Origin of the sequence: Actinacidiphila oryziradicis, assembly GCF_005047355.1 — a bacterium.
GTDB classification, from domain to species: domain Bacteria; phylum Actinomycetota; class Actinomycetes; order Streptomycetales; family Streptomycetaceae; genus Actinacidiphila; species Actinacidiphila oryziradicis.
Genome location: NZ_SUMC01000055.1, coordinates 41,750 through 56,468, shown reverse-complemented (window position 1 = coordinate 56,468; position 14,719 = coordinate 41,750). Strand labels below are relative to the sequence as shown.

Below are 14,719 nucleotides of genomic sequence, written 5' to 3'. Positions count from 1 at the left end.
AAGGCCGGGATCGCGGTGGTCACCGTCCCGGCCCGGGGCACCTCCAAGCTGTGCCCCGGCTGCCTCGGCAAGCTCACCCACCACCCCGCCCCCGACCGGCTTCACGAGCGCGGCTGGAAGTGGGCGCACTGCGCGGGCTGCGGACTGTCCATGGACCGGGATCACGCCGCCGCCCGCCGGATCCTCTCCCGCGGCCTGCTCGCCCAGAGCCACACCACCGCCGAACGCGCCACCGGTGCCCGGAGTATCCGCACCACGGTGGAGGGCACGGTGGCTCTGGTCCGGCGTCCGAAGAAGACCACCCGCCGTCTGCGCCGACAGCGCCGCGCGGAGCAGGCCCCGCCCCGCCCGCGCAGGCCCAAGGCCACCGAGAGCAAGGGACACCCCACCCCCGGCAGGCCGAGCAGCACCCGGCACCGAAGTGCCCGGCGCGCCGCCCCGGCACAGGCCCCGGGCCACAAGACTTCCCGCCGTATGCCCGATGTGCGTACGGTCCCCGCCACCACCCCCACCACGGGGACAGTCCAGCGTCCGGCGGGGCATGACACCACGACACCAGCCGCCGTATCCGGGCCGGTGCCAGGTCATGGAGTACCCGCACCCCACCGACCCGAAGATCTTCTTCCGGCCGGCCGGAGACGGCTCTCACACAGAACCTGCCGGCAGCGCACCCGCGCCGCCAAGCGGACCGGCTTCCACCACCTGCACGCCACCGAGGTCCACCCCCTCACCCCAAGGTTCGGACCACCGGACGGCAACCGCACACGGCCACGCCGCGCCCGAAAAGCCTGGAAACCACAGGCACACACAGAGTTCTAGAGACGCTTCCTATATGACGAGGCTCAGCGCGCCGGCCATGCCGAAGCCGACGACCGACAGCACCGTCTCCAGGACGGTCCAGGTCTTCAAGGTGTCCCGCTCGCTGATGCCGAAGTACTTGGCGACCATCCAGAAGCCCCCGTCGTTGACGTGCGAGGCGAAGATCGATCCGGCCGAGATGGCCATTTGCAACGACGGCGAGAAAGGCAGCCCTATGGACCTGGTCTTCCGCGATGCCCGCGTCATCGACGGCACCGGAGGTGCCTCGTACCGGGCGGATGTCGGCATCGAGGAGGGCAGGATCACCGGGATCCACCGCCCCGGCACCGGGCGGCGTCCGAGCGGCCGCCGGGTCATCGATGCCGAGGGGCTCGCCCTGGCACCCGGGTTCATCGACATGCACGCGCACAGTGACCTCGCGCTGCTCACCGATCCGTCGCACGAGGCGAAGGCCGCCCAGGGCGTGACCCTGGAAGTGATCGGCCAGGACGGCCTGTCGTACGCGCCCGTCGACGACCACACCCTCGGCTCCGTCCGCGCCCAGATCGCCGGCTGGAACGGCGACCCGCCCGGCCTCGTCTGGGACTGGCGGACGGTCGGGGAGTACCTGGACCGCCTGGACCGGGGCATCGCCGTCAACGCCGCGTATCTCGTGCCGCAGGGGACGGTCCGGGCACTGGTGGTCGGCTGGGAGGACCGTCCGGCGACCCCGGCGGAGCTCACGGCCATGCGGCGGCTGGTCGCGGAGGGCATGGAACAGGGCGCCGTGGGCCTCTCCTCCGGGCTGACCTACACACCCGGAATGTATGCATCCGATGGAGAACTGACCGAGCTGTGCCGCGTCGTGGCCGAATACGGCGGGTACTACTGCCCGCACCACCGCTCCTACGGCGCCGGAGCACTCCAGGCGTACGAAGAGATGATCGCGGTCACCCGGCAGGCCGGCTGCGCCCTGCATCTAGCCCACGCCACGATGAACTTCGGCGTGAACGAGAACCGCGCCCCCGAGCTCATCGCGCTGCTGGACGAGGCGCTCGCCGCGGGCGCCGACATCACCCTCGACAGCTATCCCTACCTGCCTGGCTGCACCACCCTCGCCGCGATGCTGCCCAGCTGGGCGGCCGAGGGCGGCCCCGAGGCCACCCTCCACCGCCTCCGGGACGACGCCACGGCGGAGCGCATCCGCCACGCGATGGAGGTCGAGGGTGCCGACGGCCACCACGGCGTCCCGATCGACTGGTCGGCGATCGAGATCTCCGGAGTAGGCGACCCGTCGCTGGCCGGTCACATCGGTCGCAGGCTCGACGGCTTCGCCACCGCCCGGCGCCTGCTGCTCCAGGACCGGCTGCGGCCGGCGATCCTGATGCACGTCGGCCACGAGGCCAATCTGCGTACGATCATGCGCCACCGCGTCCACACCGGCGGCAGCGACGGCCTTCTCACCGGCGCCAAGCCGCACCCCCGCGCGTACGGCACCTTCCCGCACTACCTGGGCCACTACGCCCGTGACCTGGGCGTTCTCAGCCTGGATGAATGCGTGGCCCACCTCACCGGCCGCCCCGCCGCCCGCCTCCGGCTGCCCGACCGGGGCCTGGTGCGCACCGGCTACCGCGCCGATCTCGTCCTCTTCGACCCGGATACGGTCGCGGCGGGCGCCACCTTCGACCAGCCGCGCACGCCGCCGCGGGGCATCCCGCATGTGCTGATCGACGGCCGTTTCGTCATCGAGAACGGCCGCCGTACGGACGTTCTGGCGGGCCGGTCGGTACGTCGCCCGATGGGCGGGCGTGGCCAAGAACACGGAGCGAGGAACGTTACGCCCCCGTAAGCTCAACGACATGCAGGTGATCCAGTCCAGGAAGCTCGCCAATGTCTGCTACGACATCCGGGGGCCGGTGCTCGAGGAGGCCATGCGGCTGGAGGCGGCGGGCCACCGCATCCTGAAGCTGAACACCGGCAATCCGGCGGCGTTCGGCTTCGAGTGCCCGCCGGAGATCCTGGAGGACATGCTGCGCAGCCTCGGCGACGCGCACGGCTATGGCGACTCCAAGGGCATCCTCCCGGCCCGGCGCGCGGTGATGCAGCACTACCAGACCAAGGGCATCGACCTGGATGTCGAGGACATCTTCCTCGGCAACGGCGTGTCCGAGCTGATCCAGATGTCGATGCAGGCCCTCCTGGACGACGGCGACGAGGTGCTGATCCCGTCGCCGGACTACCCGCTGTGGACGGCGTCGGTGTCGCTGTCCGGCGGGACAGCGGTGCACTACCGGTGTGACGAGCAGGCGGACTGGTATCCGGACCTGGCGGACATCGAGCGGAAGATCACCGACCGCACGAAGGCCATCGTCATAATCAACCCGAACAACCCCACGGGTGCGGTCTACGACGACCAGCTGCTGCGCGAGCTCACGGACATCGCGCGCCGCCACAATCTGGTCGTCTGCTCCGACGAGATCTACGACAAGATCCTCTACGACGACGCCACCCACACCCCCACCGCCGCGATCGCGCCGGATCTGCTCACGCTCACCTTCAACGGACTGTCCAAGGCCTACCGGGTGGCCGGTTACCGCAGCGGCTGGCTCGCGGTGTGCGGGCCGAAGGCGCACGCGACCAGTTACCTGGAGGGGCTCACGATCCTCGCCAATATGCGGCTGTGCGCGAATGTGCCGGCGCAGCACGCGGTGGCGACGGCGCTGGGCGGGCGGCAGTCCATCAAGGACCTGGTACTGCCGGGCGGACGGCTGACGGAGCAGCGGGACACCGCATATGAGCTGCTGACGCAGATCCCGGGCGTGTCGTGCGTCCGGCCGAAGGGCGCGCTGTACGCGTTCCCGAAGCTGGACCCGAAGGTGTATCCGATCAAGGACGACCAGCAGATGGTCCTGGACCTGCTGCGGACCGAGCGCATCCTGGTGGTGCAGGGCACCGGTTTCAACTGGCCGGAGCCGGATCACTTCCGGTTGGTGACGCTGCCGCCGAAGGAGGACCTGACGATGGCGGTGGAGCGGATCGCGAAGTTCCTGGACGGCTACACCCAGCCGTAAATCGACCGCGATGCATTCGCTTTTTAGACAGAGTCCAAGATAGGATGTACTCCTGAAGGCCAGAGGAGTGCATCCATGTACGAACCGATTCGCACCAATTCGGTCCATACAGTGGCGGCGCCGACGATCCCACGCCGCACCCGCGACGAAGAGCTGGAATTCCAGCTCGCCGGGCACCTCGCCGCCCTGCTGACCGTCACCGACGAACTGCTCGCTGTCGCACCCAGCAGCGACCTCGGCCACGCGGCCGAACTGCTTTCCGCGCACATCGAGCGTCTCCGGCACGGAAAGGCGCCCCTGCGCATTCAGCCCGCCGCCGTGACCGGCGATACCGCGGAGGACCGCGTCACCGCCCTCCACCGCCGCGCCCACGCCCTCGCCGGACGGGCCCTCGTGGTCGCCGCCTCCCGCCAGGACACCACCGGCGCGGTGCTTTCCGCTCAGCGTATGGACGCCCACCAGGCGGCGCTGACCGCGGCCTGAGAAATCCGCGGCGAACCCCCGGGGGCGGCCGCGGGCGGGCCGGGCCGCTGGGCCCGCCCCGCCCGCGTCGCACAACGCGGGCGGGGCGGGCCCAAGCCTTGCGGCTGGCGGCCGCGGCTGGCTGCGGCGGCGGGAAGGTGCTGCCTCAGCCGAGCCGCGACACCAGCGCGCGGTACTCGTCCCAGAGCTCCTTCGGGGTGTGGTCGCCGAAGGTCTCCAGGTGGGCCGGGATGAGGCCGGCCTCGTCGCGCCATACATCAACGTCGACGGAGAGCAGCAGGTCGAGGTCGGCCTGGCTGATGTCGAGCCCCTCGGTGTCGAGGGCGCCTTCGGCCGGGAGGATGCCGATGGGGGTCTCGACGCCCTTGGCGGTGCCCTCCAGGCGCTCGACGATCCACTTCAGGACGCGGCTGTTCTCGCCGAAGCCGGGCCAGACGAAGCGGCCGGCGGCGTCCTTGCGGAACCAGTTGACGTAGTAGATCTTGGGGAGCTTCTCGGGGTCGTGCTCCTTGCCGAGCTTGACCCAGTGACCGAAGTAGTCGCCCATGTTGTAGCCGCAGAACGGCAGCATGGCGAAGGGGTCGCGGCGCAGCTCGCCGACCTTGCCCTCGGCGGCGGCGGTCTTCTCGCTGGCGACGTTGGCACCGATGAAGACGCCGTGCTGCCAGTCGAAGGACTCGGTCACCAGCGGTACGGCCGAGGCGCGGCGCCCGCCGAAGAGGATGGCGGAGATCGGCACGCCCCGGGGGTCCTCCCACTCGGGCGCGATGATCGGGCACTGGCCCGCCGGGGTGGTGAAGCGGGCGTTGGGGTGGGCGGCCGGGGTGCCGGACTCCGGCGTCCAGTCGTTGCCCTTCCAGTCGGTGAGGTGGGCCGGGGGCTCCTCGGTCAGGCCCTCCCACCACACGTCGCCGTCGTCGGTGAGGGCGACGTTGGTGAAGACGGAGTTGCCCCACAGGGTCTTGATGGCGTTGGCGTTGGTCGCCTCGCCGGTGCCCGGGGCGACGCCGAAGAAGCCGGCCTCGGGGTTGATGGCGTAGAGCCGGCCGTCCTCGCCGAAGCGCATCCAGGCGATGTCGTCGCCGACGGTCTCCACCGTCCAGCCGCGGGTGGTCGGCTCCAGCATCGCCAGGTTGGTCTTGCCGCAGGCGCTGGGGAACGCGGCCGCCACATACTTCGACTCACCGCGCGGCGGGGTGAGCTTGAGGATGAGCATGTGCTCGGCGAGCCAGCCCTCGTCGCGCGCCATGACGGAGGCGATGCGCAGGGCGTAGCACTTCTTGCCCAGGAGGGCGTTGCCGCCGTAGCCGGAGCCGTAGGACCAGATCTCGCGGCTCTCGGGGAAGTGCGAGATGTACTTGGTGGTGCTGCACGGCCACGGGACGTCCGCCTCGCCGTCGGCCAGCGGGGCGCCGACGCTGTGCACGGCGTGCACGAAGCTGCCGTCCTCGCCGAGCTCCTCCAGCACCTCGGTGCCCATCCGGGTCATGGTGCGCATCGAGACGGCGACGTACGCGGAGTCGGTGATCTCGACGCCGAGCGCGGAGAGCGGGGAGCCGATCGGCCCCATGCAGAACGGGACGACGTACATGGTGCGGCCGCGCATGGAGCCGTGGAAGAGGCCCTTCTCGCCTGTGCCCTCCTGTCCCGTGAAGATGGCGCGCATCTCGTCGGGGTGCTTCCAGTGGTTGGTCGGGCCGGCGTCCTCCTCCTTCTCGGAGCAGATGAAGGTCCGGTCCTCTACGCGGGCGACGTCCGTGGGGTCGGAGGCCGCGTAGTAGGAATTGGGGCGCTTGATGGGGTCGAGTTTGGTGAAGGTGCCCTTGGTCACGAGTTCGTCGGCGAGGCGTTGGTACTCGGCCTCGGAGCCGTCGCACCACACGATCTCGTCGGGCTGGGTGAGGCCGGCTATCTCGTCGACCCAGGCGATGAGTTCCTGATGTTTGGTGGGAGCCGAAATTCCCTGCGCCACGATCGCTCCATCCCGCCGGGTGTGCACTCACCCGGCGTCAGAAATTGAGGGTGTGAGGTTCTGCTGTTGGCCCCTTGGGGGCTGCGACCCGGATGCTTCGTGGTTGGGCTCTGCTCATCCGGTATCGACCGCACTCATATGAGTATCAGGACACCACGCCCGATCTGTCCAGGGGACGCCGGGTGAGCAGCACCACTCCGCCCCCGAAATGCTACGCACAGGTAACCTACGGCTACGTAAGTAGTAATTGACGGGCGTGACCACCGTCCACGACACTGCGGAGGTGACCGAGGCCGTTGAAGAACTCATCCCCGCGCCGCTCAAGCCGAAGCTCCGAGGATGGATCCACGCCGGCATGTTCCCAGCGGTCCTGGTCGCCGGGGTCATCCTGACCGCGTTCGCGGAGAGCACCCGGGGCCGGATCGCCTGCGCGGTCTTCACCATCAGCGCGTGCGCGCTCTTCGGGGTCAGCGCGCTCTACCACCGGGGCACCTGGGGCCCGCGCGGCGAGGCGATCCTGCGGCGGCTGGACCACGCCAACATCTTCCTGATCATCGCGGGCTCGTACACACCACTGACAATCCTGCTGCTGCCACACGGCAAGCAGCAGGCACTGCTGTGGTTCGTGTGGGCCGGCGCCCTGGCCGGAATAGCGTTCCGGGTCTTCTGGGTCGGTGCGCCTCGCTGGCTCTACACCCCGTGCTACATCGCCCTGGGCTGGGCGGCGGTCTTCTTCCTGCCGGACTTCATGCGCACCGGCGGCATCGCGGTGCTGGTACTGGTCGTCACCGGCGGCCTGCTCTACAGCGCGGGCGCGGTGATCTACGGGACCAAGCGCCCGAACCCGTGGCCCCGGTGGTTCGGCTTCCACGAGGTGTTCCACTCACTGACGCTGGCGGCGTTCATCGTGCACTACGTCGGGATCTCCCTGGTGGCCTACACGCACTCCTGAGCCCCTCCGAGGGCTACGCCACCCGTGCCGCCCTGCTGGTGACATTCCAGCCCGTCCGGCGTTCGAGGACCTGGGGGTCCAGGGGGCGGCCCCCCACGGCGCCAGCCGCATATCGGACGCAGCCGGGAAGGGGAGGGTCAGAGGAGAGGGCCTGCGGCCACGCCCAACCGCACCGCCAGCCCCGCAGGGTCCGCGGTCGGCGCGTCACAGACGAAGCGCCGGCAGACATACGCCGCCGGGCGCCCGTCGACCAGCGGGCGGTGCGCCAGGATCGCGTACTCCTCACTGTCCGGCTCGCCGACGGCCACCACCGCGCCCGGCGCGGTGCCGAGCAGGGCGGTGCGGTGCAGCTCGCCCGTCGCCGGGTCGTCGGCCGGGCCGGCCACGGCGACCTCGCGCGGGCCGTCCAGGGCCGCCTCGGCCACCGCGAGCCCCCAGCCGATGAAGCGGGGAGCGCGCCCGGCGAGGGCGCCCACGACGCCCAGGGCCTTCTCGGCGGCGTCGCGGTGGACCTCCGAGCCGGTGTAGGCGGCATACGACAGGAGGGCCCCGGCGGCGGCCGTCCAGCCCGAGGGCGCGGCGTTGTCGGTGGGGTCCTGGGGGCGGCGGATAAGCGCTTCCGCGTCGTCCGCGGTGTCGTACAGCATGCCGTCCTGCGCCGTGAAGTGACGCAGTACGGAGTCGAGCAGCAGCCCGGCGAAGTCCACCCAGACCCCCTCCCCCGTCACCGCGCTCAGCGCCAGAAAGCCCTCGGCCACATCCGCGTAGTCCTCCAGCACCCCCACGTGCCCGCCCGTGACACCGTCCCGCGAAGTGCGGGCCAGCCTCCCGGCCTCGTCCATGTGCACCCGCACCAGCAGATCCGCGGCCCCCACCGCCGCCTCCACCAGGTCCGGCCGGCCGAAGTACGCGCCCGTCTCCGCGAGGGCCGCCACAACCAGCCCGTTCCAGGCGGCGACCACCTTGTCGTCCCGTCCCGGGCGCGGCCGCCCTTCGCGTGCGGCCAGCAGCCGTTCCCGTACGGACCCGATCCGCGCGGCATCGGCCACCCCGTCGCCCGGCAGCTGGAGCACCGACGCGCCCTCCTCGAAGGTGCCGGCCTCCGTCACCCCGAAGTATCCGGCCGCGAGCGCCGCGTCCTGCTCCCCCAGCACCGCCCGCAGTTCGTCCGGCGTCCACACATAGAACGCTCCCTCGGCGTGGCCGCCGTCGGGGCGGTCGCTGTCCGCGTCGAGGGCCGAGGCGAAGCCGCCCTCGGCCGTGCGCAGCTCCCGCACCAAGAAGTCGCAGGTCTCCAGGGCGACCCGGCGCGCCAGATCCGAACCCGTGGCCCGCCACAGGTGCGCGTACACCCGGGCCAGCAGCGCATTGTCATAGAGCATCTTCTCGAAGTGCGGCACGGTGAACGTCCGGTCCACCGCATAGCGCGCGAAGCCGCCGCCCAGCTGGTCATAGATACCGCCGCGTGCCATCGACTCGCAGGTGTCCTGCGCCATCTGCAGCGCCGCCTCCGACCCGGTCCGCGCGTGGTGCCGCAGCAGGAACTCCAGCACCATGGACGGCGGGAACTTCGGCGCCCCGCCGAATCCGCCGTGCCGGTCGTCGTACTCCCTGGTCAGCGCGAGCAGCGCGGCATGCAGCTCGTCCTTGCCCGGCGCTGCCGTGCCGCCGAAGTCCATCTGCCGGCCCGCCAGGTCCCGTACGATCCGGGCCGCGGCCTCGCCCACCTCGTCCCGCCTGTCGCGCCACGCCGCCCGTACGCCCTCCAGCACCTGCCGGAAGGACGGCATGCCGTGCCGGGGCGCGGGCGGGAAGTACGTCCCGAAGTAGAACGGCTCGGCGTCCGGCGTGAGAAAGACGGTCATCGGCCAGCCGCCCTGGCCCGTCGCGGCCTGGACCGCCTCCATATAGACGGCGTCGACATCCGGGCGCTCCTCACGGTCCACCTTGACGGACACGAAGTGCTCGTTGAGGTACGCCGCCGTGTCCTCGTCCTCGAAGGACTCATGGGCCATGACGTGGCACCAGTGACACGCCGAGTACCCGACGCTCAGCAGCACCGGCACTCCGCGTTCACGCGCGGCCGCGAAGGCGTCCTCGCCCCAGGGCCACCAGTCGACCGGGTTGTCGGCGTGCTGGCGGAGATAGGGAGAGGTGGAACGGCTGAGTCGGTTTGCCATGTCCCCAGCCTCACACACGGTGCCGCCTCGTGGCGCCGGCCGCTTGCGGGGAAAGGCCCAGGGCAAAGCCGACGACCGTATCGGACGTGAAGGGCGAAAAGCGAATTACGTCCACGGGCGGGTGAAAAGGGCCAACTTGGCTGGCTCAGGGCAGGTCCGGCGGAGCACGCTGCTAGTTCCGGCCTCCCGACCCTCCGACCCGGCCCTCCGACGACAGATGAGTTAGAGCCTTGCTGAATACCCCGACCCTGGACGCCCGCAGGGACTCCCGCAGCGCGGCCGGTCTCGTACGACGGTGGCGCCAGGCCTCGGACCCGCAGGAGCTCGCCGGTGTGTACGACGAGCTGCACGTCGCCGGACCGCTGGTCCCCACCCCCTGGAATGCGCTGCTCGTCACCGGCTACGAGGACTGCCGGCAGGTGTTCGCCGACCGGACCTGGCTCACTCTGAGCGCCCGCTGGCGCGACGCCCACCGCCCCGGCTGGCGGGCCAGCGCGAGCACTGTCGCGCTCTGCGAGACGCCGCTCCAGCAGGACCCGCCCGAGCACACAAAGCGGCGGAGCCCGCTGACAGCGGCCCTGGCACCCCGGGCGGTGCGTGCGGCGGCGGAGCTCGTGGGGCCGCTGGCCGCGGAGCATGTAAGGGCCTTCGCGGACCGGGTCCGCCGGGACGGCGCGGCCGATCTCGTGCCCGCGCTCTGCCACCCGCTCCCCACCGCCGTGCTGGCCGGGCTCCTGGGACTGCCGCCGGAGGTCGACCGGGCGTGGCTCGCCGCCGAGAGCGTCGCCATGGTCCGGGTCGAGGAACTCGGCAGCCCGCCGAGTGTCGTACGCCGCGCCGACGAGGCCGCTGCCGCCCAGCTGGCCTGCTACGACCGGGTGCTGGCCGAACGCGCCGGGCGGCCCGCCGGGGACCTGCTGTCCCGCTGGGCGGCCGAGGACCCTGCCGGGGCGCGCCATCTGCTGCTGACGCTGTTCTCGGCCGGGGTGCCCACCACCGCCGCGCTGCTGGCCAGCCTCGCCCTGGCGCTCTCGACACGCCCGGGACTTGGCGAAAGGACCCGCCAGGAGCCGGATTTCGCCGACCGGCTCACCGACGAGGTGCTGCGCTGGGACCCGCCCGGGCGTGTCGTGACCCGGGTCGCCGCCGCCGACACCGAGCTCGGCGGCCGGGCGCTGCCCGCCGGCCAGGTCGTCCATGCCCTCCTCGGCGCCGCGCACCGCGATCCGCGGTTGTTCAAGGACCCGCACACCTTCGACCCGTACCGCGACCCGCATCGCCTGCTGGCGTTCGGAGCGGGGCTGCACTACTGCCTGGGCGCGCATCTGGCCCGTACCCAGGCAACGGCTTTTCTACGGCTCTTCGCCCGCGAGCTGCCGGGCGCACGGCTCGCCGGCGCACCGGTACGGCAGCCGGGACCGAGCATGACCGACATCACCCGCCTGCCCATCACTCTTTCGTGAAGGGGCGCGCGGGAGGGGACATGAGGAGACAACCAATGGCGGACAGCCCAGTGCCAGCGGCGGACATCTTCGACAAGCATCTGTCGTCGTTCGCCCGGGCCTTGACGGACACCGGCCCACGGCCGTTCTACCGCCCCATGGCGGCCAGCGGCGGGGAGGCGCTGGTCGACGGCGTACGCGTGGTCATGACGGCCTGCAACGACTATCTGGGCCTGTCCGGCGACCCCCGGGTAACGGCGGCTGCCGCAAAGGCGCTGGTCGAGTACGGCGCCTCGTGTTCCGGCAGCCGGCTGGTCTGCGGGACTCTGCCGCTGCACGAGGAGCTGGAGGCCAGGCTGGCCGCCTTCCTCGGCTGCCCGGCGGCGATCGTGACCACCACCGGTTTCCAGGCGAACCTGGCGATCACTCCGCTGCTCGGCAAAGGTGACCTCGTCTTCAGCGACATGGCCAACCACGCCTCTCTGGTGGACGCCATCCGGCTCGGTTCGGCCGACAAGCGTCTGTACCGCCACTCCGACATGGCCGACCTGGAGCGACAGCTCGCCACCGCCGATCCCGGCGCCGCCAAACTGATCGTCACGGACGGGCTGTTCTCCATGGAGGGCGACCTGTGCCGGCTGCCCGAACTCACCGCCCTCGCCCGGCGCCACGGCGCCAGGCTCGTGGTCGACGGCGCCCACGACATCGGGCTGATGGGAGCAGGCGGACACGGCGTGGCCGAGTACTTCGGCCTCCCGGACGCCGTCGACCTCTACACCGGCACCCTCTCGAAGTGCTTCGGCTCCATCGGCGGCGTACTCGCCGGCCCGACCGACATCATCGGCTACCTGCGCTACACCGCACGGCCGGTCATCTTCACCGCGTCGATGCCGCCTGCCGCCGTCGGCGCCGCGCTCGCCGCGCTGGACATCATCGAGTCGGAACCCGAGCGTCGTACGCGGGTGCTCAACCTGGCCGAGCGGCTGGACAGCGGGCTGCGGGCGCTCGGCTACGACACCGGCGGCCCGGCGCCGCGGACAGGACCGGCAACGGTCACCCCGATTGTCCCGGTGCACGTCGGCGACGCCGAGCTGTGCGCGCGGCTGTGGAAGGAGATCCTCGACGAAGGGGTCTTCACCCACGCGGTGGTCGCGCCCGCCGTGCCGGTGGGCCGGGCGCTGATCCGGCTGTCCCTCCAGGCCACCCACACCGACGGCCATCTCGACCGGATCCTCGACGCCTTCACCGCCGCCGGCCGCCGCCTCCGCCTGATCGCCGGAACCGCCGCCACGCCACAGCCCCGGCAGGCGTCGGACGGGGCTACGGCTGCGGCGCCGAGTGCGGGTGCGGCTGTGAGTCAGGGTGCGGCTGTGACGCCGGTTGCGGCTCCGATCCCGGCCCCGGATGCAGTCCCGGCCTCGGTCCCGTCCCTGGTGACGCCCCTGATCCCGGCCCCGGCCCCGGCCCCGGTGAGCGCCCGGTGACCGCCCTCGCCGTCACCCCCGTACGAGGCCGTGCCGATGTCACCGCCTTCATCCGCCTCCCGTACGCCGTCTACCGCGACGACCCGTACTGGGTCGCCCCCCTCGAACGGGAGCGGCGCGCCTTCCTCGACCCGCGCCGCAGCCCCTTCCACGGCATCGGCACGGTCCAGCTCTTCCTCGCCCGGCGCGGCGGCCAGGTCGTCGGCAGGATCGCCGCCATCGTCGACCCCCGCTACAACGAACGGCACGACCCCAAGTGCGGCCAGTTCGGCCTCTTCGAGTGCGCCGACGACCCCGAAGCCGCGGCGGAGCTCTTCGACGCCGCCGCCGACTGGCTCGGCGAGCGGGGCCTCAGCCGGATGCTCGGCCCGTTCAGCTTCTCCACCAACGACGAGTGCGGGGTGCTGGTCGACGGCTTCGACGGGCCGCCCACCATGCTGATGCCGCACAACCCCGCGTACTATCCGGAGCTCTTCACCGGCTGCGGCTTCAGCAAGGCCAAAGACCTGCTGTCCTGGCGGATCCCCATGCCGCCCGACGGCGAGCCCCCCGCCATCGTCCGGCGCGCCGCCGACCGCGCCCTCAGTGCCCCGGGCGTCCGGGTCCGGCCGCTCGACCCGAAGCGTTTCGACGCCGATCTCGCCGCCGTCAAGGACATCTACAACGACGCCTGGGCCGAGAACTACGCCTCTGTCCCCATGACCGACCGCGAATTCGAGCACACGGTAAGGCAGCTGAAGCCGATCATCCGGCCCGAACTGCTCCAGCTCGTCGAGGTGCACGGCGAGCCCGCCGCCTTCAGCCTCTGGCTGCCCGACACCAACCAGGCCCTCCGCGCCGCCCACGGCCGCCTCACCACCTGCGGCGTACCCACCGGCCTCATCCGCATCAGCCGGGCGGGCCGCCGGATCAACCGCACCCGGGCCGTCACCTCCGGCATCAAGAAGGAGCACCGCAACCGCGGCCTCGCCGCCGCCATGTTCACCCAGGCGCAGCGTGCCGCCTTCCGCCTCGGCTACGCCGAGAGCGAGCTCTCCTGGATCCTGGAGGACAACCACCACGCCAACCGCTACGCCAAGGCCGTCGGCGGCATCCTCTTCCGCACCCACCGGCTCTACGAACGCGACCCGGGCGCACTCCGGAGGGCCTTGCCCGCCCAGGCCTCGTCGGCGACAGCGGCTGATGCCGGCCCGGAACCCGCACACGTCACCGCCCACCCCACAACCCCGGCACCACGCCCCGCCGGCACCCTTCCCCGGCCGGAGACCCGCGGCGAGCGCACGGCGACAGAGGCAGCGGACGGTGTCGCGGGCGGTGCCCAGCGCCCGCAGAGCTCGGCCGGAGGCGCCGCCGGGGGCGGCCTCGGCGGCGAGCCGTGAGGTACCTCGTCACCGGGGCCACCGGATTCATCGGGCGGCGGCTGCTGCGCCATCTCGCGGAGGGCGGACATGAGATCACCGCCCTGGTGCGTGACGGCCGGCGAGTGCCCGGGGCGCGGGCGGCACACGGGGACCTCGCCACCGGCGCCGGACTGCTGACGGCCGTGCGGGACGCCGACCGGGTCATCCATCTGGCCGGGGTGACCCGGGCCGCCGACCCGCGCGTGTATGCCGAGATCAACGCCGAGGGCACCCGGCGGCTGCGTGCGGCCGTCGCCGCGCAGCCGGAGCCGCCGCGCCTGGTCTACTGCTCGTCGCTCGCGGCCTCCGGCCCCGGTCGGCAGCGCCGCGAGGAGGACGTACCGGCGCCGGTCTCCGCGTATGGCCGCAGCAAGCTCGGCGGTGAGCTCGCACTGCGTGAGGAAGGCGGTGCCGACGGCGTCGGCAGCCGGGTCCGCGCGGTCGTCGTCCGGCCGCCGATCGTCTACGGCCCCGGGGACCCGGCGTTTCTGCCGGGCCTGGTGGGGGCGGTGCGCATTGGGGTGCTCCCGGCGGTCGGCCGGCCAGGGCCGCGCCATTACTCCCTGATCCATGTGGACGACCTGTGCCGCGCGCTGCTCACGGCGGGGGAGGCCGGGGCGGCGGGCGGGATCTACCACGTCAGCGATGGTGCCGAGCATCTCTGGGACGACATCGGCGCGGCTGTCGCCACGGCGCTGGGGCGGAGGGCACCGCGGGTGGTGCATGTTCCGGGGGCGGTGGCGATGGCGGCGGCGCGCACGGTGGGCCGGGCGTCGCGCCTGGGCCCGGACAAGGTCACGGAGGCCCTGCACCCGGCATGGACGAGCGCCCCGGGCCGGTTGCCGTTCATCCCCCGGATCACGCTGTCCGAGGGCCTGCGCGTCGCGCTCGGCCCGTAACCCGGATCCCCGTATAACCGGTGTGCAAGGCCCGTAGC

At 71.8% G+C, this 14,719-nt stretch carries 11 protein-coding genes and 1 pseudogene; 9 read left to right on the top strand and 3 right to left on the bottom strand.

Annotated features, from left to right (window positions below):
• The coding region (locus FCI23_RS36850) for a zinc ribbon domain-containing protein (RefSeq protein ID WP_169317092.1) at positions 1 to 819 on the top strand (819 nt) is incomplete at its 5' end.
• 9 nt (positions 820 to 828) lie between these two features.
• Here FCI23_RS36850 and FCI23_RS36845 read toward each other — a convergent pair.
• A pseudogene (locus FCI23_RS36845) lies at positions 829 to 1,005 on the bottom strand (GntT/GntP/DsdX family permease); the annotation flags it as partial.
• Between the two features lie 28 nt (positions 1,006 to 1,033).
• On the opposite strand from FCI23_RS36845, the gene FCI23_RS36840 reads away from it, so the two are divergent.
• The 3 genes from FCI23_RS36840 to FCI23_RS36830 all read left to right on the top strand — a co-directional run bounded on the left by FCI23_RS36840 (position 1,034) and on the right by FCI23_RS36830 (position 4,352).
• Positions 1,034 to 2,647 carry an N-acyl-D-amino-acid deacylase family protein gene (locus FCI23_RS36840; RefSeq protein WP_136728532.1) on the top strand — a complete coding sequence of 538 codons (1,614 nt, stop codon included), beginning with the start codon at positions 1,034 to 1,036 and terminating at the stop codon, positions 2,645 to 2,647.
• A 10-nt stretch (positions 2,648 to 2,657) separates the two neighbouring features.
• Positions 2,658 to 3,869 carry a pyridoxal phosphate-dependent aminotransferase gene (locus tag FCI23_RS36835; RefSeq protein WP_136728526.1) on the top strand — a complete coding sequence of 404 codons (1,212 nt, stop codon included), beginning with the start codon at positions 2,658 to 2,660 and terminating at the stop codon, positions 3,867 to 3,869.
• A 75-nt stretch (positions 3,870 to 3,944) separates the two neighbouring features.
• On the top strand, positions 3,945 to 4,352 hold the full coding sequence (locus FCI23_RS36830) for an SCO4983 family protein (protein ID WP_136728525.1): 408 nt from the start codon (positions 3,945 to 3,947) through the stop codon (positions 4,350 to 4,352).
• A gap of 145 nt (positions 4,353 to 4,497) precedes the next feature.
• On the opposite strand, the gene FCI23_RS36825 is transcribed toward FCI23_RS36830, so the two are convergent.
• On the bottom strand, positions 4,498 to 6,327 hold the full coding sequence (locus tag FCI23_RS36825; RefSeq protein ID WP_407646078.1) for a phosphoenolpyruvate carboxykinase (GTP): 1,830 nt from the start codon (positions 6,325 to 6,327) through the stop codon (positions 4,498 to 4,500).
• A gap of 280 nt (positions 6,328 to 6,607) precedes the next feature.
• Between FCI23_RS36825 and trhA the strand changes: the two genes are divergently transcribed.
• Positions 6,608 to 7,276: a PAQR family membrane homeostasis protein TrhA gene (trhA, locus tag FCI23_RS36820; protein ID WP_265737793.1), complete on the top strand. Its 669-nt coding sequence runs from the start codon at positions 6,608 to 6,610 to the stop codon at positions 7,274 to 7,276.
• Between the two features lie 137 nt (positions 7,277 to 7,413).
• Here trhA and FCI23_RS36815 read toward each other — a convergent pair whose 3' ends face one another.
• Positions 7,414 to 9,456, bottom strand: coding sequence for a thioredoxin domain-containing protein (locus tag FCI23_RS36815; RefSeq protein WP_136728523.1), 2,043 nt, complete (start codon positions 9,454 to 9,456; stop codon positions 7,414 to 7,416).
• A 230-nt stretch (positions 9,457 to 9,686) separates the two neighbouring features.
• Between FCI23_RS36815 and FCI23_RS36810 the strand changes: the two genes are divergently transcribed.
• The 4 genes from FCI23_RS36810 to FCI23_RS36795 are packed head-to-tail and all read left to right on the top strand — an operon-like array spanning position 9,687 to position 14,681.
• Positions 9,687 to 10,919 carry a cytochrome P450 gene (locus FCI23_RS36810; RefSeq protein WP_136728522.1) on the top strand — a complete coding sequence of 411 codons (1,233 nt, stop codon included), beginning with the start codon at positions 9,687 to 9,689 and terminating at the stop codon, positions 10,917 to 10,919.
• Between the two features lie 35 nt (positions 10,920 to 10,954).
• Positions 10,955 to 12,382 carry an aminotransferase class I/II-fold pyridoxal phosphate-dependent enzyme gene (locus FCI23_RS36805; protein ID WP_136728521.1) on the top strand — a complete coding sequence of 476 codons (1,428 nt, stop codon included), beginning with the start codon at positions 10,955 to 10,957 and terminating at the stop codon, positions 12,380 to 12,382.
• On the top strand, positions 12,379 to 13,761 hold the full coding sequence (locus tag FCI23_RS36800; protein WP_211265602.1) for a GNAT family N-acetyltransferase: 1,383 nt from the start codon (positions 12,379 to 12,381) through the stop codon (positions 13,759 to 13,761). Before FCI23_RS36805 ends, FCI23_RS36800 begins: the two co-directional genes overlap by 4 nt.
• Positions 13,758 to 14,681: an NAD-dependent epimerase/dehydratase family protein gene (locus FCI23_RS36795; RefSeq protein ID WP_136728520.1), complete on the top strand. Its 924-nt coding sequence runs from the start codon at positions 13,758 to 13,760 to the stop codon at positions 14,679 to 14,681. The genes FCI23_RS36800 and FCI23_RS36795 overlap by 4 nt, the downstream gene beginning before the upstream one ends.
• Positions 14,682 to 14,719: the final 38 nt, after the last annotated feature.

What these genes read in the sequence shown, in the direction of transcription:
- FCI23_RS36840 (WP_136728532.1), top strand. Translation starts at nt 1,034, where the DNA reads ATGGACCTGGTCTTCCGCGATGCCCGCGTCATCGACGGCACCGGAGGT.
- FCI23_RS36805 (WP_136728521.1), top strand. Translation starts at nt 10,955, where the DNA reads ATGGCGGACAGCCCAGTGCCAGCGGCGGACATCTTCGACAAGCATCTG.
- FCI23_RS36830 (WP_136728525.1), top strand. Translation starts at nt 3,945, where the DNA reads ATGTACGAACCGATTCGCACCAATTCGGTCCATACAGTGGCGGCGCCG.
- FCI23_RS36835 (WP_136728526.1), top strand. Translation starts at nt 2,658, where the DNA reads ATGCAGGTGATCCAGTCCAGGAAGCTCGCCAATGTCTGCTACGACATC.
- FCI23_RS36815 (WP_136728523.1), bottom strand. Translation starts at nt 9,456, where the DNA reads ATGGCAAACCGACTCAGCCGTTCCACCTCTCCCTATCTCCGCCAGCAC.